At 43.8% G+C, this 23473-nt stretch carries 18 protein-coding genes; 11 read left to right on the top strand and 7 right to left on the bottom strand.

The window, feature by feature from the left end:
- Positions 1-76 precede the first annotated feature (76 nt).
- Together M1K46_RS02050 and M1K46_RS02045 are read right to left on the bottom strand one after the other, a co-directional pair.
- Positions 77-445: a hypothetical protein gene (locus tag M1K46_RS02050; RefSeq protein WP_256224657.1), complete on the bottom strand. Its 369-nt coding sequence runs from the start codon at positions 443-445 to the stop codon at positions 77-79.
- A 23-nt stretch (positions 446-468) separates the two neighbouring features.
- Positions 469-744, bottom strand: a complete 276-nt coding sequence (locus M1K46_RS02045) for a stalk domain-containing protein (protein WP_256224656.1) — start codon at positions 742-744, stop codon at positions 469-471.
- A gap of 339 nt (positions 745-1083) precedes the next feature.
- On the opposite strand from M1K46_RS02045, the gene M1K46_RS02040 reads away from it, so the two are divergent.
- Complete coding sequence (locus M1K46_RS02040; RefSeq protein ID WP_256224655.1) at positions 1084-2568, top strand: peptidoglycan-binding protein; 1485 nt, start codon at positions 1084-1086, stop codon at positions 2566-2568.
- An 86-nt stretch (positions 2569-2654) separates the two neighbouring features.
- Here M1K46_RS02040 and M1K46_RS02035 read toward each other — a convergent pair whose 3' ends face one another.
- Complete coding sequence (locus M1K46_RS02035; protein ID WP_256224654.1) at positions 2655-3359, bottom strand: polysaccharide deacetylase family protein; 705 nt, start codon at positions 3357-3359, stop codon at positions 2655-2657.
- Between the two features lie 310 nt (positions 3360-3669).
- On the opposite strand from M1K46_RS02035, the gene M1K46_RS02030 reads away from it, so the two are divergent.
- On the top strand, positions 3670-4446 hold the full coding sequence (locus M1K46_RS02030; RefSeq protein ID WP_062237688.1) for a hypothetical protein: 777 nt from the start codon (positions 3670-3672) through the stop codon (positions 4444-4446).
- A 40-nt stretch (positions 4447-4486) separates the two neighbouring features.
- Here the strand turns inward: M1K46_RS02030 and M1K46_RS02025 are convergent, their stop codons facing one another.
- Together M1K46_RS02025 and secA2 are read right to left on the bottom strand one after the other, a co-directional pair.
- On the bottom strand, positions 4487-5392 hold the full coding sequence (locus M1K46_RS02025) for an accessory Sec system S-layer assembly protein (RefSeq protein ID WP_256224653.1): 906 nt from the start codon (positions 5390-5392) through the stop codon (positions 4487-4489).
- Positions 5392-7770, bottom strand: a complete 2379-nt coding sequence (gene secA2 / locus M1K46_RS02020) for an accessory Sec system translocase SecA2 (protein ID WP_256224652.1) — start codon at positions 7768-7770, stop codon at positions 5392-5394. The genes M1K46_RS02025 and secA2 overlap by 1 nt, the downstream gene beginning before the upstream one ends.
- 395 nt (positions 7771-8165) lie before the next feature.
- Here secA2 and M1K46_RS02015 point away from each other — a divergent pair, with 395 nt between their 5' ends.
- The 6 genes from M1K46_RS02015 to M1K46_RS01990 all read left to right on the top strand — a co-directional run bounded on the left by M1K46_RS02015 (position 8166) and on the right by M1K46_RS01990 (position 16528).
- Complete coding sequence (locus tag M1K46_RS02015) at positions 8166-8489, top strand: peptidoglycan-binding domain-containing protein (protein WP_256224651.1); 324 nt, start codon at positions 8166-8168, stop codon at positions 8487-8489.
- Positions 8490-8635: 146 nt separating this feature from the next.
- Positions 8636-10432, top strand: coding sequence for a SpoIID/LytB domain-containing protein (locus tag M1K46_RS02010; protein ID WP_256224650.1), 1797 nt, complete (start codon positions 8636-8638; stop codon positions 10430-10432).
- Between the two features lie 320 nt (positions 10433-10752).
- Positions 10753-11898 carry a non-hydrolyzing UDP-N-acetylglucosamine 2-epimerase gene (wecB, locus tag M1K46_RS02005; RefSeq protein WP_256224649.1) on the top strand — a complete coding sequence of 382 codons (1146 nt, stop codon included), beginning with the start codon at positions 10753-10755 and terminating at the stop codon, positions 11896-11898.
- Between the two features lie 122 nt (positions 11899-12020).
- A complete protein-coding gene (locus M1K46_RS02000) occupies positions 12021-13553 on the top strand; it encodes a glycosyltransferase family 2 protein (protein WP_256224648.1) in 1533 nt (510 codons plus the stop codon).
- A gap of 324 nt (positions 13554-13877) precedes the next feature.
- Positions 13878-15302, top strand: a complete 1425-nt coding sequence (locus M1K46_RS01995; RefSeq protein ID WP_062237703.1) for an MBOAT family O-acyltransferase — start codon at positions 13878-13880, stop codon at positions 15300-15302.
- Between the two features lie 32 nt (positions 15303-15334).
- A complete protein-coding gene (locus tag M1K46_RS01990; protein ID WP_256224647.1) occupies positions 15335-16528 on the top strand; it encodes a DHHW family protein in 1194 nt (397 codons plus the stop codon).
- A gap of 435 nt (positions 16529-16963) precedes the next feature.
- Here the strand turns inward: M1K46_RS01990 and M1K46_RS01985 are convergent, their stop codons facing one another.
- Together M1K46_RS01985 and M1K46_RS01980 are read right to left on the bottom strand one after the other, a co-directional pair.
- On the bottom strand, positions 16964-18007 hold the full coding sequence (locus M1K46_RS01985; protein WP_256224646.1) for a glycosyltransferase family 4 protein: 1044 nt from the start codon (positions 18005-18007) through the stop codon (positions 16964-16966).
- A gap of 257 nt (positions 18008-18264) precedes the next feature.
- Positions 18265-19014: a WecB/TagA/CpsF family glycosyltransferase gene (locus M1K46_RS01980; RefSeq protein ID WP_256224645.1), complete on the bottom strand. Its 750-nt coding sequence runs from the start codon at positions 19012-19014 to the stop codon at positions 18265-18267.
- A gap of 552 nt (positions 19015-19566) precedes the next feature.
- On the opposite strand from M1K46_RS01980, the gene tagD reads away from it, so the two are divergent.
- The 3 genes from tagD to M1K46_RS01965 are packed head-to-tail and all read left to right on the top strand — an operon-like array spanning position 19567 to position 23459.
- Positions 19567-19965: a glycerol-3-phosphate cytidylyltransferase gene (gene tagD, locus M1K46_RS01975; RefSeq protein ID WP_091002799.1), complete on the top strand. Its 399-nt coding sequence runs from the start codon at positions 19567-19569 to the stop codon at positions 19963-19965.
- Positions 19958-21157, top strand: a complete 1200-nt coding sequence (locus tag M1K46_RS01970) for a CDP-glycerol glycerophosphotransferase family protein (RefSeq protein ID WP_062237712.1) — start codon at positions 19958-19960, stop codon at positions 21155-21157. The genes tagD and M1K46_RS01970 overlap by 8 nt, the downstream gene beginning before the upstream one ends.
- A complete protein-coding gene (locus M1K46_RS01965) occupies positions 21141-23459 on the top strand; it encodes a CDP-glycerol glycerophosphotransferase family protein (protein WP_256224642.1) in 2319 nt (772 codons plus the stop codon). Before M1K46_RS01970 ends, M1K46_RS01965 begins: the two co-directional genes overlap by 17 nt.
- Positions 23460-23473 lie beyond the last annotated feature (14 nt).

Raw genomic sequence — 23473 nt, 5'->3', positions numbered from 1 at the left:
ATCGAAAAAACGGTGCCTGGCACTAAAAAAAGCAAAGGATGGACACTCGTGTGACCATCCTTTGCTTTTTTTAAAGTTATTTAATAAGTGTGATGGGAACAACAATATCAGGTCCAAGTCCATTTAAATTGTTATCAAACGGCTGGCTGATCGACCACTTTAGATTTTTGATACTGCTTAAAGAGCTTTTAACTTCATAAATGACTTTTCCTTTTTTGATTACTTGTCCGTTAAATGTCCCCTCAACAAGGTCTGAATCAGGATGTGAAAATTCCACCTGTTCCTTCGTGTTCAGGTTGAGTGCCCCTTGGGCAGGATACCATTCAACAGTTTGTTTGCTGGTGTTCTCAACGGCAACATCCATCACCACAGCACGGACAGGTGAAGAGTAGCTGTCTTTTTTGAAGCTCGGATGCAGTGTAACCTTTGAAACGATGATTTTCATTGGCCCTGAAGTACCGGTTGCTTTTACATTGATGTCTTAACTTGGCTGTTTGCAGGATGATAATCTTTGGCTTTCACATAATACGTATGTTTTTTACTGTTGTAGCTGACCTTTCCGCCAAACAGTTTTGAGATGTCATTCAACGGGACATATGCTTTTTTGTTAATCATCCTTACATCGGTTTTGGTCGTTTTATCATTAAAGTTCAGGTAGTATTTGGTTGCGGCATAAGCACCTGTACTAAAAGAAAGCAGGGCAACGAAAACCACCGCCAGCGAAATTTTAAGCTTTTTACTCATTTCAGTTCTCCTCCTGGTAGTTAAAATTAACCAAAAATAATACTATCCAATAAATTCTAGTAAATAAAGACTTTTTAACTATAACAAGTATAAGGAGCTAGTTAAATAGTAAGAAAGTATTATAATATAAAAAAGTGTTACAAAAAGGGTGCCAGGCACCGCCGTTACACACTTGTGTAACGATGGTGCCTGGCACCCCTTATAATCAATTAGACCTAAGTCTCCTTCGTTCTACCCAAATATACAAAAAAGTTAAAAAATTAACTTGTCATCTGCCAGTTTCTTCCGATATATTTAGTAGTATATGGCACTTATGGTCGAATAAGGAGGGATACGCATTTGAAAAAGGGTAACACGAACGCGGTTAAAACTCTGGTCATTTCCTCTGCTTGTGCGGGGGCAATTCTGCTTCTTCCGTCCAAAGGAGAGGCAGCATTAGGAGATCAAGTGTTACGGAACGGGATGAAGCATCCGGATGTTAAGGAACTGCAGCGGGCGCTTTTGCATCAGGGCTATTTAAAGTCTTCACATGTTACAGGTTATTACGGACCGGTTACCACAAACGCGGTAAAAGAGTTTCAGAAAAAGCACCATCTTGTGATCGATGGCATAACAGGCAAGATGACCGTCCGGGCGATCACACAGAAACCAGTGGTCAAACCGCCTGCCAGTACTCCAAAAACGGTGAAAGCCACATATAAAACGCTGAAACAAGGCTCTCAAGGGAATGAGGTAGAGCGGCTCCAGCGGAAGCTGAAGGAGCTTAGGTACTTTAAATACCCTAAGATCACAGGTTATTTCGGCAGAGTGACAGCTGATGCTGTAAAGGCTTATCAGAAGGAAAAGAAAATTTCGGCAACGGGAATAGCGGATGATAAGACACAAAGATTACTCTTTAAGGCATCATCAGCATCTCCCGTAAAAAGCCAAAAGCCTGTCCCAGCTAAGCCGAAGCCGGCTAACGAGTCTTCGTTCATCCTTCGCTTGAATTCGGTAGGTTCCGAAGTCCATGAGCTCCAATCTGATCTGAAAGCTCTTGGTTTTTACAATTATAGCCTGGACAGGATTTTCGGAAAAAAGACAGAGGCAAGCGTCAAGTCATTCCAAAAAGCGTATAAGCTACCGGTTACAGGAGTGGCGGACAGCAAGACCCTCACGATAATCAGTGCCGAAGCAAAGAAAAAAGAAGATGAAACGGCACCTCCGCCATCTGCAGATCTGCGGCTGCATTCGGTAGGTCCCAAGGTTTATCAGCTTCAATCCGACTTAAAAGTGCTTGGTTTTTATACATATAAGGTAGATAACATTTTTGGAAAGTTGACAGAGACGAGTGTCAAATCATTTCAAAAAGCCTATAAGCTTTCCGTTACGGGAGTAGCCGACAGCAAGACCATTGAAAAAATCAAAGCTGAAGTAAAAAAGAAGGGGATTGAACCGGCTAAACCGCAAACAACGGCCAAGCCCTTCAGCGTTATTAATCTAGTAGGTGATGCAGCAGAGCTTGTCGGAACGCCTTATACGTGGGGCGGCGAAACGGTGGAAGAAGGCTTTGACTGCAGCGGGTTCCTTGTGTACCTGTTTAAAAAGCAAAATGTACAGCTGCCAAGAACGGTAGCTTCTATTTGGGATGCTGGAAAAACGGTAAGCCAGCCGAAAGTGGGAGACATCGTATTTTTTGAAACCTATAAAAAAGGGCCATCTCATGCGGGCATCTATATCGGCAATAATAATTTTGTCCACAGCGGCTCTCGCGGCGTAGCAGTCAGCGACATTAGGCTGTCCTACTGGACCGACCGCTATCTAGGGGCTAAACAACTTTATTAATCTATAAAATTGGGTGCCAGGCACCGCCTTTTGACATATGTCAAAACGTGGTGCCTGGCACCCTTTTTTGAACTTGAACTTGCTTTTTATTTCTTCATCCCGAGCATTTCGGGAACGGTGACAAAGGTGTATCCTTGCTTTTTGAGACTCTCGATGATTTTGGGTAAGGCTGCTGTTGTGTTGCTCATATTTTTATGGGGGATGGTGTGCTGGAGGATGATCGCTCCAGGGCGGGTCTCCTTTTTTACTGTATTCAGGATGGTGCCTGTAGAAACACCAGACCAGTCGCGGGTATCCACTGACCAGATGACGACTTTCATGTGGGCACGCTTCGCTTCAGAGATGACGAGATTGTTATAGCTTCCGTATGGAGGTCTCATAACGGCTGGCTGATATCCGATGAGGGGGCGCAGGAGCTGATTGGTCTTGGTTAGTTCAGATCGGATTTTGGTTTGGTTGGACTTGGTAAGGGAAGGATGGCTGTAGGTGTGGTTGCCGATATAATGGCCGTCTTTGTGGATCCGTTTAATGACTGACGGATAGGCTTTCACCTGTTTTCCGACAACAAAAAAGGTGGCTTTAACATGATATTTTTTTAAAATGTAAAGAATCTGATCGGTTGTTTTTCCATCAGGGCCGTCATCGAAGGTAAGGGCCGCTACCTTTTTCGTTTTTGGACCGGAAGTGTATACTTCAGATGATTTTGAGGCTGTAACGGATTGGTTTGGAAGGATGAAGGAGCTTGCGAGCAATAAAGCAAATAACCCTAAGAAAAATATCCCCTTTTTCATGTTTTGATCTCCCTTTTCTCAAATGAGTTGCAATGGACAGCAGGCCTTATAGGTACCTGCTGTCCGTGTTTACCATCATTCGTCCCTTCATAAGAAATGAGCTGCATTTATAAGATTAGACGGCGGATTTTCCGAAAGGTTTCATTGTCCAAATAAATTCATGAAATCTTTGAAAAATCGGTTGGAGAGTTATTGACTTTTTACCCATTCGTTACCATAATAGGAATATAGTACTCTATTTTTGGATAATAAATGGTAATATTATATTAATATACTACTGGAATATGTAATTGAGGGAAGGGTCCACACCATGAAGGCAGGGGCAATTGAAGTCCATGACTGGAAAAGTAATATTGTTCCTCATCAAACAAACGAATGGTACTATCATTCTTTTAAAACCTTGCTTGGATTGAGGATAAAAGGATATCAAAACCGCCATCGTAATTACTTTTCTCTATATAAAAAAAACATTCGAACATTATATATAACGAAGCATGCGGCTTACCGATGGAACATACGCATTGGTCCGAACATGAGTCTTGTTTCCCTGCAATCATTTATGAATACGTTATGGTGTGAACCGGAACGGATGGTGATCGTCGGACGGAATACCGCCATTATTGACAATGAGATCGTCTTTACCTTTGAAGTCGAGAACGACAGCATGATCGTTACGACTTTCTATGGAAGGATCTCTATTCTGCCTGCACTGCAAAGCATCACAAACCTGCATAAATTGAATGACTATCCTCATCAGCTGCTTGACCTTTATCTGCCGGAACATGTTTTGCGCCATCAGATGCTGCCGATCCTGCCAATGAATTCAATGATGTTCTCTGGCTCGCGTTTTTCGTATAAACTGGAGGAATTTCTGTTTGACCGCAATACTCAAAAATTGATAAGCGGGTACCGCCATTCCCTTGAAGGCTATGAACGAAAATGGTTCTTGTATACATTTATGAACAGCGGCCAGCTTACGGTAAAGGAATTAATACCGGGGCAAAAGCTGGGTAAAAGTGTGAACAGTGCGCTTCGTCTTTTAGGTCAGCCTCAGATGAAGCACAAGATGGAACTGCAGACGCAATAAATGAAAAAGGAGAAACCCAGCCGGGGTTTCTCCTTTTGTTTTATGATTGTGGAGGATAGACCTTCCACGCCGATAGATCAGGTGTTTTGTTAAGAAGCAGCGCCTCCGGAAAAATGAAGGTCCATGGCTTGCTCGTATTGGCCTTCACTTCAAAATCGGTAAGCTGGAATGCTCCTTTGGCGGTCAGCTCGCCGCTTGCGTCTTCAAAGCATAACGGCAGCTGCTCCACCTTGATGTCCTTGTCGCTTCCGTTGCGGATGAGCAGGGTAACAGACAGATCGCTGTTTTCACCGATACGGGCTTCGATTCCCATAAAGTTGATCTCACCGGCTGTAAGCGGAGGAAGGTTATTCACCATCTCATAGAGCCTCGTTTTCTGCATGTCATTCAAGCTGTTCTCCCAGCTTTCATGGAGCATGAGCTGGTGCTCAGACGGTGCTTTCTTCTTAAGTTCAAATGCAATTCTCCACTCTTCTTTGGCTGGAAAGCCGTTTCCGAGCAGGTCTTCTTCAGAAAACAGGAAGATCCACGGCTGGCAAGTGTTAGCCGGCAGATCGCCCATGAGCTCGAGGTCAAAGGTTTTCCGTGCGAAGACGGTCCCTTCAGTATCAAGAAGGAGCAATGTGACTTCCTCAAAACGGATGCTCTTTGACAGGGTGTTGCGGATAAACGCGTTCACCATAAAACTGTCGTCATCGGATACAACATCAATTTTGGAGATCGAAATCTGGTTCGGTTTTAATTTAGGCAGCTGGGCATGATGAAACTGATACACGTAGCGCTCCTGAACGGTGATATCCCATTCCGGATGGATGTGCAGTACAGTTTCAGCCTCTTCAGCAACGGGCTCCTGGCTGGCATCCGTATCTTGGACCGGCTCTACGACCGCCACGGATGCCTCGTTTGTATCTTTACTATTTGTGCTTTTTTTGAAAAAGGATAGCATTACTGTCCTCCGGTTAATTCCGTTTGGCTGTATTGAACAACAGGCGCAAACTGGATGGTAATTTCTTGGTTCCATTCTCTATGCATGTCCAAAAAGGCCTCGTACGCGTCTTTTTCAAACATGCGGTAAGGATCTTCCTGAGAATAGCTCTTCAGGTGCATGCCTTCTTTTATAAAATTCATCGTTTCGAGGTGGCTCAGCCAAAGGGTATCGAGAGACCGGAGGATAAAGCCTTTCACCTCATGGCCGCGCTCCATGTTCTCCTCTGCAGCCAAGCGTTCCATCAGGCTGTTCCTCTCAGCCAAAAACCCATCAACAACATCCTGGATCTCATCTTTTTCCATATCGTTAAACATAGAATCGGTCAACGTCTGTTCTGGGAAAATCTTTTGAAGGTCAGCACGTAAGCCATTAAGATTCCAATCCTCAAAAGGCAGTTCTTCCACACAATAGGTGTCGACCACATGTGTGGCATATTCCTTAGTACTGTCCTGGATGAGAGGGTAAACCGATGGTTCGTCCAGGATTCGGTTGCGCAGCGCATAAACGACCTTGCGCTGCTGATCGGAAACGTTATCCACCTTCAGCAGGTGTTCACGTGCGGAATAGAAGATTCCCTCAATGGAAAGCTGTACTTTGTTCACAAACTTAAGAGGGTCAGGCTTGATAACTTCCCCTGTACTGTTTGTTTCGGCTTTTTTAATCCATTTTTCAATTTCTTCTTTATCCATCTTGCTGAAGAGCTCGTCTTCAAGAGACAGAATGAACTGGGAGGAACCTGGGTCTCCCTGGCGTCCGGCACGTCCGCGCAGCTGGTTATCAATACGGCGGCTTTCATGGCGTTCCGTTCCAATAATATGGAGTCCGCCGAGATCAGATACGTCTTCACCAAGCAGGATATCGGTACCGCGTCCGGCCATGTTCGTCGCGATCATGATCGTTCCTTTTTGCCCGGCCATGGAAATGATGCGAGCTTCCTGTTCTTCGCTTTTTGCGTTCAGGATCAGGTATGGCAGGCTCTCCTTGTCGAGAAGGGAAGCCAGGTGTTCGGATTGCTCGATGGAGGTCGTTCCAACAAGGATCGGACGTTCGGTCGCGTGAAATGATTTGATATCGGTCACGATTCGTTTGAACTTATCAGCAATTGTGCGGTAGACAACATCTGGCAGGTCAGCACGCTGTCTCGGGCGGTTCGTAGGAATCTCAACGACATTCAAATGATACGTGTTGTAAAATTCCTGTTTTTCCGTAGACGCTGTACCTGTCATGCCGGACAGTTTGCTGTAGATTCTAAAATAGTTCTGGATGGTAATGGTCGCCTGGGTCTCGTTCTCGTCTTTGATCTCAAGCCCTTCTTTTGCTTCAATCGCCTGCTGCAGCCCGTCACTGTAGCTTCGTCCTTCCATAACGCGTCCAGTGAACGAATCAACAAGCATTACTTCCCCGTCTCTTACGATGTAATCCACATCGCGTTTCATGACCGCGTGGGCACGAAGAGATTGAAGAACAAAATGGAACAACAGCTGATGCTCTTCATCAAAGAGGTTGGAGATGCCGAAAGAACGCTCGATCGTCTGGACACCTTTCTCGGTAAGGAAGAGCTGCTTCGTATCCGCAACAAGTTCATAATGATCATCTCTTTTAAACATGGAGACGATCTGGTTTGTAATATAGAAAAGATCAGCCGACAGCTGTGATTTATTGGCGATGATCAGCGGAGTTCTTGCTTCATCGATTAAAATAGAATCAATTTCATCGACGATCGCATATTGAAGCGGGCGCTGCACTTTTTCAGTAGAGTGAAGCACCATATGATCGCGCAAATAGTCAAAACCGAACTCATTGCCCGTTCCGTATGTAATGTCGGCGGAATAGGCTCTTTGCTTCTCTTCTTTAGAGATCTGTGATGTGTTCAAACCGACCTCAAGGCCAAGGAAACGATGGATCTTCCCAATGGTTTCAAAGTCACGGCTTGCGAGATATTCATTGACTGTGATAACGTGAACGCCTTTTCCTTCAAGCGCGTTCAGATAGCTCGGCAGTGAGGCAACGAGTGTTTTCCCTTCCCCTGTCTGCATTTCGGCGATCGAGCCCTCATGAAGGACGAGTCCTCCGAGAAGCTGTACGTCATAGTGGCGCTGGCCGAGGATCCGTTTGCCGGCTTCCCGGACAACCGCGAAAGCTTCCAGCTTGATATCCTCCAGCGTCTTTCCGCTGTTCAGCAATTCTTTAAAATAAGGTGTCTTCTGCTGCAGCTCCTCATCCGATAAGAGTGAAATTTGGGCTTCAAGCTCATTGATTTGCTGTACTTGCTTGTTAAATCGTTTAATATCTGCGGAAGAGTATCCTTCCATAACCTTTTTTACTATTCCCAGCATAATAAATTTGCTCCCTTTGTCACTTGCATATATATGGCATTTCTATCATATAAAACTATTTATTGGATGTCTATTCCAAATCAATAATATATTAACAGAATTTATCGGTGCCTGGCACCCTGTTTTGACAATTGTCAAAAAGAGGTGCCAGGCACCACTTTTTTGTCTTAAAGGTATTCAAAAATAGAGAAAACCTGCCGATATAACTACTATAAATCTCTGCAAATGCCTTGGCGTTTAAGTCTGTCTTTTCATCCATCAACATTCATCATCCAATCAGCCTTTTTATTTCAAGATAAAAACCTCCTGGAAAACGATCAGCACACCAAGTTGATAGAAAGGCAGTGCTTGCGGCCATATTAGCCGTCTTGCATTCGGATGAGGATAGAAAGGCAGTGAGAGATCCATTGCGTTCAAAGCTGAATATACTTATTCGTCCAATTCCTGGGAAGAAGTCTGTAAATCTGGAGATCCTTACAAAAACCGCTGTGAAGTTATTTCAAAAGAAACACAGACTCAATGAAACAGGAATACTGGATGCCAGCACCCGATTTTTGCAAGCAAGCAAGTTACTGGAGCTGCACAAAAAGCAAACAGCAGCCCAGCCAGCTTTATCGCAGAATGCCGTGTATGCTGAGCCTGCAGGACAGGTCAGCATTCCGGCTCCTTTTATACGTGTCCTTCAAAAAGGAAAGAGTAATAGATTTGGCGGGGGATAGATGGCCCTCGCTCTATCTATGTCGAATGAAAATTTTACAAAATTTAAAATAATTGTAGAAAAATAGGTTATTTTTCCTTACTATGTAATTAGTCGTAATTAAATACATATTTATACAATTTATAAGGACTTATGCAGGGGGAGAAGATGAAGAAAAAGAAGTTTCAAAGTTTACTGGTTTTATCCATGGCCATTTCCATCGCCTTTCCGTCTGCCGAGGCAGCTGCAGCGGATTCGCCTGCTTTAAAAATGGGGAGCAAGGGCACAAGTGTGAAACAGCTCCAGCTGGACCTGAAGAAAGAAACCGCCCCCAAAAAAGCACAAAGAGCCGCCTATCCATCAGGCTTCAGCAGGGATCTAAAAAAGGGGATGAGCGGAAATGATGTCGGCAAGCTCCAGTCCTATCTGATTAAGCTTGGACAAACCCTTAAGGCGGACAAGAAATTCGGAACTCAAACCTATAATGCGGTGGTCAGCTTTCAGAAAAAGAATAAGCTGAACGCTACTGGAACGGCAGATCTCAAAACATTAAACGCCATCGTAAAGGCAAATACAACGGCATCAGCGGCAAAGCCCCTGGCTCCAGCTGTACCGGTGCCTTACCCGGAAGGCTTTAAGCGGACACTAAAATCTGGCCACCAGGGACCTGATGTCCGGCTGCTTCAGGCTTACCTGACGAAAGCGGGATACAGGTTAGGTGTTGACGAAGTGTTTGGGAAAAATACGTTTGAAGCCCTTCGTAAATTCCAGCAGTCCATCAAGTATAAAGACAACGGGATTGCCGGACCGAAAACGCTGACGAGGCTCGTGCTGAAAGCTACTGTTTCGCCTGCCTACAAAGGCTATTCTTTCTCCGGAAAAGGGTGGGGCCACGCCGTTGGAATGACGCAATGGGGCGCACTCGGCATGGCGCAAAAAGGCTTCGGTTATCATGATATCCTGAAGTATTATTACACCGGGGTTGATTTTAAAAAAATCGACACGTCGAAACAAAATATTCGTGTCTGCCTCTCAAAAGAAAAAACATCGGTTGACTTGAACGGAACAGGGAGCTATTCCATCCAGGACATGCAGGGCAATGTATTATTTGAACCGGCTGCTCAAACTCCAACGAACGTTACCGTGGAAGACGGGGAGTTTCTACTTACTAACGGGGACGAAACAGCCTATATTGATCAGCCTTTTAAAGTGGTTTCTGTAAAAGGAAAATATTTGTCTCATAAGAAAATGAATTATAACGGTGTGCTGGAAGTGTCGTTTTCCGACAATAAAAAGAAACGAATCAATGTCATCAACCGCCTAAACGTGGAAACGTATCTGCAGGGAGTGGTGCCATCAGAGGTCAGTTCCAAATGGCATCCTGAAGCCATCATGGCCCAAACACTCGCTGCTAGAACCTATGCATTAAAGCACCTCAGTCCAGCAGGCAAATGGGACGTTTACGACACCATCGATTCACAGGTTTATAAAGGTGTAGGCCAGGAAGCAGCCAACGTCAATGCCATCATCAATGGTGAGACAAAAGGCGAGGTCATCACCTACAAAGGGGCCTTGATCAATGCTTACTTTTCTGCCTCAGCCGGCGGGTACACGGTGGGTTCTGGATTCGTTTGGAGTACGGATTTTCCTTATTTAGTCGGTAAGCCAGATCCATATGATCAGTCGAAATACGCGAAAAACTGGTGGACGTACGAACTAAGTTTTGAAGAGATCAGCAAAAGGGCTGCTTCGTTCAATATTGGTGAGGTAGTCAATATCAAGATCGTGGAAAAAAAGTATACCCGGCCTACGAAGGTAAGGATCACAGGGTTTAATGGAACAATTGAAGTATCAGGTTCTGCGTTCCGAAAACTAATGAACGGGGACGCCATGAAATCGGCCATTTATTCAGCAGATCTCGTTAAAAATGAACCAGTAAAAAAAGAGAGTTATCCAAAAGGATAACTCTCTTTTCAGGGGTTAGGGGTTAGGTGGTGGTTATATTAGCTATGTACCCCGGCTGTCTCTCATCTAAACCTAATTGAACAAATTTTTTTAAGATGCTGCGAAAACTTATTTATAAATCGTATACTGACGCTTAAAAGAGACCCTCAAGTCTTTTTTCTCCAATAAGAAGGGGTGATAGCTGGCGGTTCAATCACACCAGATTTACAAAAAATTGAAATACTGATTGTGGCTTGATTGACTACAGCGTAAAATAAAGGTAGCATGAATCATTAATGAATACATACAGCCTACACAGTTGTACTGAGCGAGGTATAAATATGAAGAAGAAAATTAAAGTAATGACGATTTTCGGCACTCGGCCTGAAGCCGTTAAAATGGCTCCGCTCGTCATGGAGCTGAAAAAGTACAAGGAAGAGATCGAGCCTGTTGTGACAGTAACGGCTCAGCATAGACAGATGCTTGATTCGGTGCTCGATACGTTTAACATCACACCCGACTACGATCTTAATATCATGCAGAACCGGCAGACGCTAAGCCAGATTACGACGAAGGCACTTACCGGACTGGAAGGGATCCTGATCGATGTCAAACCGGACCTTGTGCTGGTCCATGGGGATACAACGACGACGTTTGTGGCGAGCTTGGCCGCTTATTATCAGCAGATCGCGGTCGGCCATGTTGAGGCTGGATTGCGGACGCATAACAAGTTCTCGCCGTTTCCTGAGGAGCTGAACCGTCAGCTTACCGGTGTGATCGCTGACCTCCATTTTTCACCGACACCGGCTGCTGCCCGCAACCTGCTGGATGAAAATAAACAGGGAGACAGTATCTTCGTAACAGGAAATACCGCGATTGATGCGTTAGCCACGACCATTCAGGACGTCTACACGCATGAAGTGCTTGAAAAGGTTGGAGATGACCGTCTCATTCTTGTCACGGCTCACCGCAGGGAAAACCTCGGAGAACCAATGCGAAATATTTTCCGAGCCATTAAAAGAATGGTGGAAGACTTCTCTGATGTGCAGGTCGTTTATCCTGTTCACTTGAACCCGGCCGTTCAAGAGCTGGCTAACGAAATTTTAGGTGACGATCCAAGGATTCACTTGATCGAACCGCTCGGCGTCATCGATTTTCATAACTTCGCTTCACGTGCCCATTTGATTTTGACAGACAGCGGCGGTGTGCAGGAAGAAGCACCGTCACTCGGTGTTCCGGTGCTAGTGCTCCGCAACAACACGGAACGTCCGGAAGGTATCGGAGCAGGCACGTTAAGGCTTGCAGGAACAGAAGAAGAAAACATCTATACGATCACAAAAGAATTGTTAACCAACAGCCAGGCCTATGAGGAAATGGCGAAAGCGTCCAATCCGTACGGAGATGGACAGGCATCACGGCGGATCGTCGAGGCTATACTCTACCATTTCGGTTTCCGTACCGAGCGGCCGGATTCCTTTCATGCTTAATACTTTTACAATATAGTCCGCATGCCTTCATGAATTTTTTCATGAAGGTTTTTATGTTTTATTAAGGAGACATCTGGGGAATATAAGGCCGTATGTATTCAATATTTTATTGGAGGGATCGTATGTCTTCACCTTTTCGGCAGACAGCCAGAGAAATACTTCAGAGTGATAAAATCGAAATCGTGAATCACCCTTCGAGGAGGCTGGCCAAATGGTTTGGCCGCAAAAAGAAAATTACCGTCGTTACAGCGGCTTACAATGTAGAGACGTTTATTCAGAAGACTGTTGATTCAGTCATTCATCAAACCATGGACTTCGATGACATAGAATATATTATCGTGAACGACTGTTCTACGGATAAGACGAAGGAAATTCTTCATCAGTATGCGTCTATGCATAAAAACATATGTGTGGTTTCCTTAAAAGAAAACACAGGAACACCTGGTACTCCGCGTAACATTGGGATCGAGCTCGCAACGGGAAGGTACATCACGTTTTTAGACGGAGACGATTGGCTTGAGCCAGTCGGGCTGGAAACGCTCGTGAACATCCTGGAGGAGACCGGTGATGATTATGCGGTCGGGAAAACGATCAAAGTCACCTCGGATTCTGAGACTGTGATCGGCGAGCATGAGTCGGTAAAAGAGAGGCGCAGCATCACACCGTACGAGATTCCTCGCATGTTTTACCATATGGGACCACGGGCGAGAGCGGTAAAGCTGGATCTTCTCAAAGAGCATGATATCGGCTTCCCGGATATGAAGTTTGGAGAGGACAAGCAGTTTTTCTGTGATGTCTTTTTCCATGTAGATACGATTTCTACGACAACAAAGCCGGTGTTTTACGTCAACCGGACTGACGAAAATCCTGGTTCACTCACAAAGGTCACTTCTGTGCTGGATAAACGGCGCTGCGATCTGAAGGTCATACAGCATATTAAAGCGCAGAATCTGCCTGTTGAAAAAGAGAGAGCAGCGTTAACACGTCTGTACGAAATCGATATGTTCAAGACCTTTGACAGCCAGGTGTTTGTAAAATCGGATGAAAAAGAGGCGTTTGTTGACGTGCTCCGCGAGGCAATGGCAATGGCCAAAGACCTCCGCTATGACATCAGGGAGACTTTCCAGGTTCCGTTATACCGAGCGGCGGCTGATCTTTTTCTGGAGGACCGGATCGATGATTTCATCAGGCTGTTCACGTGGCTGAAAAGAGAAAAGAACAAAAAATACGTGATCAAAGAAGGGCTTCCGTATTATGAGCTTCCTTTTTTAAAAGACAAGTATCAGCACATCCGGATCCCGATGCTTGCACGGGCTATCGATTCCTATACCGAAAATGAAGAGTATGTGCAGACCTTCGAAATTTACGGCGATTACCTTGCCAATGTAAACACGGTGTTGATCAGGGACAGAAAAAACTATGTTAATGAAATTCAAGCGGATTTCAAGATCAGCGGCAATAAAGGAGAATTCCGTATCCCATATGAGAAGCTGAACGAATTGAAGACAGCATTCTTTACGGTTTTCATCCGGTACAACGATTATGAACTGATCAATATCAAACGTATCTTAAAAAACGAAATCAACTATAAGGACCGCAAATTTGATTTTTACTCTACAAAAGCAAATAATATCGGACTGAAAATAACGGAATAACCTAGCAAGCCAAGGACTTTAGCGGTCCTTGGCTTTTTTTTTCTAGCTTCAGCATAGTTCCTCGAGACGCTTCACTCTTACCTCTCAACACAAAAAAACGTGTTGCTGTGTAAGAGCTCCAGCGCTTGTCGGACCTTTGCAGGGCGCTTCAGCTTTTCGTAATTTCCAGAAGTTTGAACTAAAAAGATGGAAACCGGTTGTCAAAAAACCAATTATCTCTAAGAATACTATGAGTGGAAAGAAATTTGTCGAATTTTTGGGGGCATTTACGGCTTCTTTAAAAAATGTTTACAAAATAAAGTACAAACGAAAGGACTTTTTTTTATGCTTTTTAGTTCAACTGTATTCTTGTTTTTATTCTTGCCAATCGTATTGGTGCTTTATTTCCTTTCTCCGCGTCCGTTTAAGAATACGGTCTTGCTCGGTGCTAGTTTGTTTTTTTATGCATGGGGTGAACCGCGGTTTGCCATTATCATGCTCTTTTCCACCGCGATGAACTATGTGTTTGCATTGATCGTCGATGCGAAGCGTGAGGACACAACGAAGGTGAAGTGGATCATGGGAGCCATGGTTGTTTCTAACCTGCTTCTACTTGGCGTGTTTAAGTATTCGAACTTTATCGTGGATAATATTAACGCAATGTTGGGGACGGGCATCGATATTCCTAAGATTCCGCTGCCGTTGGGAATCTCCTTCTTTACGTTTCACGCCATAAGCTATGTGATCGATGTCTACCATAAAGAAAAAGCGCAGAAAAACCCGATCAACCTGGCGCTTTATATCGCGTTTTTTCCACAGCTGATCGCAGGGCCAATCGTCCGATATCATACGATTTCTGACCAGCTTAAAATGCGTTTTGAGACGTTCCAGCGGTTTGCTTACGGAACAAAGCGGTTCATTATGGGGCTGGGAAAAAAAATGATTCTCGCCAACGGCTGCGCTTATGTGGCTGACCATATTTTCGCCCAGAACCCGGGAAGCATGTCGACAAGTCTTGCCTGGATCGGAATCATCGCCTACTCCCTTCAGATTTACTTTGATTTTTCGGGGTATTCCGATATGGCCATCGGGCTGGCCAAGATGTTTGGCTTTGACTTTCTTGAAAACTTCAACTATCCCTACATCTCACGTTCCATCAGTGAGTTCTGGCGCCGCTGGCATATCTCGCTTGGCTCCTGGTTCCGTGATTATGTGTACATCCCACTTGGCGGAAACCGAAAAGGGGAGATGAGAACCTACTGGAACCTGTTCATCGTATGGATGGCAACTGGCATCTGGCACGGTGCGAGCTGGACGTTTATCGCATGGGGTCTGTATTATGGAGCATTCATCATGCTTGAAAAGGCGTTCCTCGGAAAGCTGCTCAAACAGCTGCCGCGTTTTATCCAGCACTCTTATGCTGTTTTTATCGTGATTATCGGCTGGGTGTTCTTCCGTTCTGAAACGTTCAGTTACGCTTATGCTTACATTCAGACCATGTTTGGATTCAATGGTACAGGTCTTTGGGACACACATGTTTCTTATTATCTTACCCAGTATGGAGTAGTCATCCTGCTCGCCATCATTGGATCAACGCCATTATTAAAGCTCTTGATCGACAAGGTCGAGGACAAAGCGGAAATATCCCAAGGAATCCGTATTTTCGGCCGGGATATCGCGGTGACAAGCTATTATGCTGTCATCCTCGTCATTACTGTCGTTTACATGGTGTCTAATTCGTTTAACCCATTCATTTATTTCCGTTTCTAAAAGATTTCATAGAGAAAGGAGAGGATCAAGTCATGAAGAAAAAAGCTGCTGATATTGTTTTGGTTGGATTTTTGCTGCTGTTCATCTTTGGCTTTGGATTATGGACATGGCTGAAGGATGATCAGCACGTGTCAGCCTTGGAGAACAGGGATTTGAAAATGCGCCCGGATGCGACGGTTCAGAGGCTGCTTTCCGGGGATTATTTTAAACAATTTGAAGCCTATTTTAATGATCAATTCCCGGGCAGACAGGCCTTTATTGAAGCCAATGCATCGGTTGATAAATACATCATGCAGAAGGATGAGATACGGGATGTGTATTCTCTAAAGAATGGCTACCTGATCAATCCGGTGCATCCGAAAGATAAGACGAAGGAAGTAAACGATAAGGTCAATTCCTTCGCTCATACGCTGAAAAAGAAAAACATTGATGTGTATTTTGCATTGCCACCGAATAAATCCACCATTATGGAGAAAAAACTCCCGGATTACATCGAGGCTCACGGCAATGAACTGTCGGACAAGCTGATGGCAGGTTTCTCAAAGGATGTTCATGCGATGGATTTAAGGCCGACTATTCAGCCTCATCTTCAAGAGGACAATATGTATTTCCACACCGACCATCACTGGAAACCGCGTGCAGCTCATTATGCGTATGAAAAGGTTATTGATGAAATGAGCAAACAGCATCCTGGTGTCGGCAAGCCGATTCCGAAAAGCCAGTTTACATGGAAAGAGGCTCCTGAGACATTTTATGGATCCGATGCACGGAAAACAACGAAGTCGTATGCTTCCAAATCGGATACGATTACGATTGCTAAGCCGAAGTTCAAAGAAAAGCCGATTTCCATCTGTTATCGAAAAACGTGCGGCCATAAATTTTATGACATGTCCAAGTTAAAGTCAGAAGGGACATATGCCAACCGTTATGAGACTTATTTCTCTGGAGATGTATCGGAGGCTGTCATCAAGAACCCCAACAAGCCAAAGGGACCTAAAGTGCTGATTCTGAAGGATTCGTATGTGAACCCGATGATTCAGTTCGTGTCCCGCAACTTTAGCGAGACACGGATCATAGATATGCGCCACTACAAACAGAAGAGCGTCTATGAATACATTGACCAGCATGATATTGATGCCGTCTTATTCGTGCACAATATCAACTCCATTAACATCACGCCAGCCTTTATAGACTTCAAACACCCAGGCGGCGGAGAGAACCAATAACCGTGTTAATGGCGCGGTGCCAGTTGTCGCCGTGTCAGGCACCGCTAATAGACAAATTGAGAAAACCATCCATACCGGGAGGACAGCCTCCTGGGAGTGGATGGTTTTTTTCTTTTTAAAAGCGAAAAAGGATGGCTGGGGCAGCAGTTTTTTTAAAAAGGACTAATTTGGGGTTTTAAAACTTACTCAGGGGCAACCAAAGCGGCTTTTTGGAGCTAAGATTCTCATTTACTGTCCAAAACACATGATTTACCCGCCAAAACAGAGAAAATACTGTCCAAAATAAGAAAATACAAGCCAAAATCGAAGAAATACGAGCCAAACGGACATTATGGAAACTAACATACGGCCAGGGGTATTCACAAAAAAACGACATCCAGCCAGACTCGCCAAAAAAACCCCCCTCCGCCAAGGAGAGGGGTTTTCACTTTCTTCCTATTTATTAGGCCGCCTGATGGCATTCAATACGGGTCTGTAATTTTGGCCAACCAGTCCGACTCCCTCAACAACAAGCTCAATGCCAAGGGTAAGGATGGCGATAATGAACAATGAGCCCCAAAGCGTTGATGTAGAGAAGAGGATCGCTGCAATTCCGAATACTGCGCTCATCGCATAGATGAGCAATACGGTTGTGCGGTGGGAGTATCCCAGGCGCAGCAGGCAGTGATGCAGATGCGATTTATCTGGTGCTGACAGCGGCTGCTTATGCAGAATCCGTCTGATGATCGCAAAGATCGTATCAGATATGGGAACACCAAGGATGATCACCGGGACCACAAGGGAAAACAACGTAACGTTTTTAAACCCGAGGAGTGATACGACCGAGATGATAAATCCTAGGAACAATGCTCCCGTATCCCCCATGAAAATTTTAGCGGGATGAAAGTTGTAGAACAAAAATCCAAGAGTTCCAGCTAAAACGATACCTGCAATAGCCATAACAAGGACGTTGCCCATGATAAAGGCCATTGCGGCAATCGTAAACAGTACTATAGAAGAAACACCTGCAGCAAGCCCGTCCAAACCGTCAATCAGGTTGATCGCGTTAGTGATTGCCAGGATCCACAGAACCGTTAGCGGAATGCTGAACCAGCCCAGCTCCAGGCGCCCATCGAAGGGAAGGTTGATGAAATGTACCTGAATGCCTCCGGAAACGACAACACAGAGAGCAGCTGCGATCTGGCCAGCCAGTTTTACTTTTGGTGATAATTCGTAAATATCATCGAGTAAACCGGTCATAATAATGATAGCTGACCCCATTAGGATGGGCATGGTATATGGGCTTTCCGGGTGTAAAATCCAGAAGCCGATTAAAAAGCTGATAAAAATAGCGAGTCCGCCTGCACGAGGCATCACTTTCGCATGTACTTTTCGGTTGTTGGGATTATCGATCGCTCCGATGAAGAAGGCGGCTTTTTTTACTAAAGGTGTTAGTATGATCGATGCTAGAAAACATACGAACAGTGTAACGTAAAGCATATGACACCTCATCAATTTCAAGATATGTTTCTGTATACTCTCATAAGGGTCGAAAAGAATTGTCTATTCTTGTAGGTTGCAACAGAAACAACATGGTTATTGTCAAAATTTTTATTTTTGTCTATCGAATTATATCATAGAAATTCCAATCTAATGTATAAAAATATAAATATTTGGAAATACTGCACAGTCCATTAAAAAATCCCCGGTAGGAGAAGCAAGAATGCTTTCCTTTCCAGGGATGGTTTGATGAAATTTTATCGGACTGGAACTTTCGTCATCTGCTGCATTTTGAGTTGAAGAACTTTAAAAGCAAATTGCGGAAGAGCGATCTGCCGTTTCCAGCGGGATGGCTGCTTCACTAGGCGGTAGAACCACTCCAGGTTCATCTTCTGCCAAACTTCTGGTGCACGCTGCACTTCTCCGGCAAGAACATCAAATGTGCCGCCGACTCCCATGAAGATACCGTGTTCGAAGCGGGAAAGATGCTGGCTGATCCAGGCTTCCTGGCGGCCGGCACCGAGAGCAACGAGAACGATGTCCGGTTTAATGTGCTCAATCGTGCTCGGGATTTTATCATCGTTCAGATCAAAGAATCCATGATGATAACCGGCGACGGTCACGTTTGGATATTCCGCTTCAATCGCTTCTGCAGCTTTTTCAATCACCTTGTCCTGACCGCCAAGCAGATAAACACTGTAGTTTTTCTCATTCGCAAGGCTTAGCAGGCGAAGGGTCAGATCAAAACCAGTCACGCGTTCAGGGAGCGGAAGTCCGAGAAGACCTGCTGATTTAATGATGCCGATTCCATCTGCTGTCACGTAGTCCGCGTTTTTGATGACACTCATAAAATCTTCTTCTTTACGCGCCTTCATCACGACTTCAGGGTTCGCCGTTACGACGAATGCCTTCTTACGGTCCTCAAGGTGAGATTGAAGTGTATTTATAAAGTTGTTAATCGTTGTATTTAGAAAGTCTATTCCTAATATGTTCACTGTATTGTTCATAGTTAATTCCCCACTTTTAGTGATTAAATCATGCACAGCCTCTGCAAAAGGACTAGGTTTGTCCGACGTCCTGTCTGCAGCTAAATGCCTAGAGCATTCAACAGCTGTTTAATATGTGAGTTGCATTTATTCCGAATGAATCGAGTGAGCAAGAAATAAATGTCATTGTTTATTAAGACCTTGTAAAAAGACCTTAAAGATTATATTATAAGTATTGACGTTCCAAAGGGGAACATCTTTTAAAACCTAGTATACCATGAAACTTCTAAGTTTGTAAAAAGTATATTAAGATTTCGTTAACGTAAGGCTGAAATGAGCTTATTGTCGGCCGCGCAGTGCTTTAACGCTATTATATAAAGAAGCTATTAATTTGTATTCCCTTTATATTATTCATAAAACATTTACAATAAGTTAATAAAACGTCAATTCCATGCGAAGAGATTAATAGCGAGAGAGACAAGCATTGATATAATTTACAAAATATTTACCTGTTATTAATTTATTGGAAAAAGGGTAAATACAACTAGATCAATTTAAGGAGAGGATTGTAAGATGAAAAAGGTGTTAACATACGGTACATTTGACCTGCTTCATTGGGGGCATATCAACTTATTGAGAAGAGCAAAAGATCTTGGTGACCATCTGACTGTTGGTTTATCAGCAGATGAGTTCAATGCGATCAAAAATAAAAAATCATACCATAGCTTTGAGAATCGTAAAATGATTTTGGAGTCCATCCGTTATGTGGATGAAGTCATTGCGGAAAAGACTTGGGACCAAAAAATCTCTGATGTCGTAGATAACAACATCGATATTTTTGTAATGGGTGACGATTGGGAAGGGAAATTTGACTTCTTGAAAGAGTATTGTGAAGTTGTTTATTTGCCGCGTACGATCGGAATCTCGACTTCTCAGATCAAAAAAGATCTATTTACTGTTAAAAATGGTTAAAGAAATAGCTATCTGGCTGTATCTGTTTTACTTCAAGCTTCAGTTTACATTTTGTAAACTGTTTCCTGTGCGGAAGAATAAGGTAACCTTTGTTGTCTCTTTTGGGGATAACTCCGTGTTTCTTTATGAAGAATTGAAGAAGCTGCAGCCGGATAGCCATATTGTTTTTTTGGCGGCGAAAAAAGCGATTCCTAAATTGCAGCCTTACCAAAACAGTGCAAAACTTATCACCTTTGAAAATTCGATAATGAGCATGGCCAGGTCGGCGTATCACCTGGCAACTTCCAGAGTGGTCCTTGTAGATAATTATTTTGGTTTCCTGTCAGTCACCAATTTTAAAAAAGAAACAGAATGCATACAGCTTTGGCATGCCGCGGGCGCTATTAAAACGTTTGGACTGAAGGATGAATCCATTTCCTTTAGAAGCCGGCGAGCGCATAAGCGGTTTTTACATGTTTACAAAAACTTTCACAAAGTCGTTGTTGGATCGGACGCGATGGCTGATATATTTAAAGAAGCTTTTCAACTTTCATCCGCCAATTTTTTACGGACCGGTGTACCAAGAACCGATCTTTTTTTTAGTGGAAATCGGACGAAAGCTGTTAAAGAAAAACTATATCGGGAAAATACTGTTCTGAAAGACAAAAAAGTGATTTTGTACGCACCGACCTATCGGGATGACCAGTTGGATGAGTTTGAACTGCAGCTTGATCTTGATATGCTGCAGCGTGAACTTGGAGCAGAATATGTGCTTCTGATCCGCAGCCATCCAGTACTTAAGAATAAAATCAATGTTGAAGAGCAGTATCCCGGCTTTGCATTTGATTATTCCACCGGTTCTGATATTAATGAAATTTTATTGATTACCGATATTTTAATTAGTGATTATTCTTCCATTCCTTATGAATTTTCATTATTAAACAGACCGATGATTTTTTACCCGTACGATCTAAAAGAGTATAGTAAAACAAGGGGGCTTTGGGACAGCTATGAAAAACTCGTCCCGGGGCCGATCGTGTTTGACAGCCTCGAAATGGTAAAGGTAATTAAAGAAAAGGGTTATGACATGAATAAGGTTCAGCAATTTTCGGCCATGTGGAACCAATATCACTTCGGGCACTCGAGCCGGTTATTGGCTGAATATATTCTTGAAACAGAAAGAGAGAGAAACGTAAATGCAAGCGGAAGCTAACTTACAGATCCAAGAAGGTTTTGCACCCACCAAAAGAAGAAAATGTATTCTTCATAATATTGAATTCAAACAAGATATTGCTATCGTAAAATATCTTTTGAAATACAATTCAGTCTTTCAGGAGCCTTTAGCCGGGCACCTTCTATTTGTTGAGCGTATGTCAGGCCGTGAATGGCAGATTCCTTTTATGGTGTTAGAGGCAAATGAACAATATTATGTCCTTGAATCCAGGCTGGATCAGGCTGAAATGGTAAAAGGGCTTGTTTGGGACGTTTACCTCATCATTCATGCGGAACAAGCAGTGTCTCCTGAGGAACAGGAACAGCCAGGAGACGTTAATGCAGATGATGACGCAGACGAAGGGGAAGCTGCTGAAGAAGAAACAGCAACAGATGCTGACAATGACAGCGTAAACGAAAATGACAGTGAAGATGATCCCGAACCGGAAGAAACCATTGAAGAGTTTGGAGTTATCGAAAAGAAATACCGTATGAGGACGAAGCATTCATTCCTTGAACTTGGTTCTATAGTCGATCCTGAAACGAAGCAGGCGATTACACCTTATACGACGAACAAAGGAAACCTTTCCTTTAAAGTCCATGACCGCGGTCCAGTTGTTAAAGTGGAAAATGCGGAGCTTGATAAAAGAGGAAACGTGACGCTGGAAGGGTTCTATTTTTCTCCTTTTCCATACGAAAATGAAGAACTGGAAAAAACGTTAGTCATCGGAGGCCCTGAAGGCTTTGAAGAACGTGTGATTCCGTTCGAGAACGTTGTACGGGAAGATCTTAATCCTTACTATCAGGAGCAGCAGCCATATAAAGCAAAAGGCTTTAAGGTGCACCTCCATGTAAAGGATCTGTGCAATACAGATGAGAATTCATTGACATTCCGCCTCTATTTCAAGTGGGAGGATGAGGACACTGCAGGGCCGGATCAAGGAGATTTGGCAATTCCGCTTCAGCTGATTTCTTTTAAAAGAAGGATCAACAAGTATATTATTCTCAATACGGACAGCGGAAAGAAGAAGGTCTCACTCATTGCACGGAAGAAAACGAGATCGATGCTCATTAAGGTGGTTCAATACAGCTTTGTGCAAGAGCTGAAAAAGAAAGTTCGCCGCACGATAACAAAGGTAAAACAGCACAAAAAGACGAAAAAAGCTTATATGGTTGCCTTTAAGATGGCTGGCTATCTGCCTGTTAAGAAGAACCTGGTCATGTTTGAAAGTTTTCTCGGCAAGCAGTACAGCTGTAATCCGCGTGCGATCTACGAATATTTAAAAGAGAACCGTCCTGAACTTGAGCTTGTCTGGAGTGTTGACGGAAGAAGTATCAGCAAGTTTGAGAATGCCGGCATCCCTTATGCCAAACGCTTCTCAATAAAATGGCTCTTTAAGATGGCACGTGCCCGCTATTGGGTGACCAACAGCAGGATGCCGCTATGGATTCCAAAAGCCAAACATACGGTTTATTTCCAAACGTGGCATGGAACACCGCTTAAGCGTCTGGCCGCTGATATGGATGAAGTTCATATGCCTGGAACGAACACAAAGAAATACAAAGCGAACTTCCATAAAGAATCAAGCAAATGGGACTATCTTCTATCACCTAACGCTTATTCGACCGAGATTTTCCGTCGCGCGTTTAATTTCAATAAAGAAGTAGTGGAGGTCGGCTATCCGCGGAACGATGTACTCTACACGAAGAACAATCCTGCGGCCATCAAGGAACTTAGAGAAAAACTTGAGCTTCCTCAAGATAAAAAGATTATCCTTTATGCGCCAACATGGCGTGATGACCAGTTCTACGGCAAAGGACGATATAAGTTTGATCTTGAGCTAGACCTTCTGCAATTGAAGGAAAAATTTGGGGAAGATTATGTTATAGTGTTAAGGATGCATTATCTTGTGGCGGAGAACTTTGATCTGTCGCCATACGAAGGTTTCGCTTATGATTTCTCTTACCATGGGGACATCAATGAGCTTTATCTCGTATCTGACGTCATGATTACCGACTATTCTTCTGTGTTCTTCGATTATGCGAACCTGAAGCGGCCGATGATTTTCTTTGTTTATGATATCGAATCATACCGCGATAAGCTGAGGGGCTTCTATTTTGACTTTGAACAGCTTGCGCCTGGTCCGCTCGTGAAGACAACAGATGAAGTCATTGCAGCAATAGAGAAGTTTGAGTCAGACGGATTTACGATTCATTCAGAGATCTTTGATGACTTTTATGAACGATTTTGCTACCTGGAAAATGGACAATCTTCTCACAAAGCCGTTCAAAAAGTATTCTAAACCAATCTCTTTGG

Source organism: Fictibacillus sp. WQ 8-8, from assembly GCF_024494405.1.
Lineage (GTDB): Bacteria > Bacillota > Bacilli > Bacillales > Fictibacillaceae > Fictibacillus_C > Fictibacillus_C marinisediminis.
This window is presented reverse-complemented; position numbering and strand designations above follow the sequence as displayed.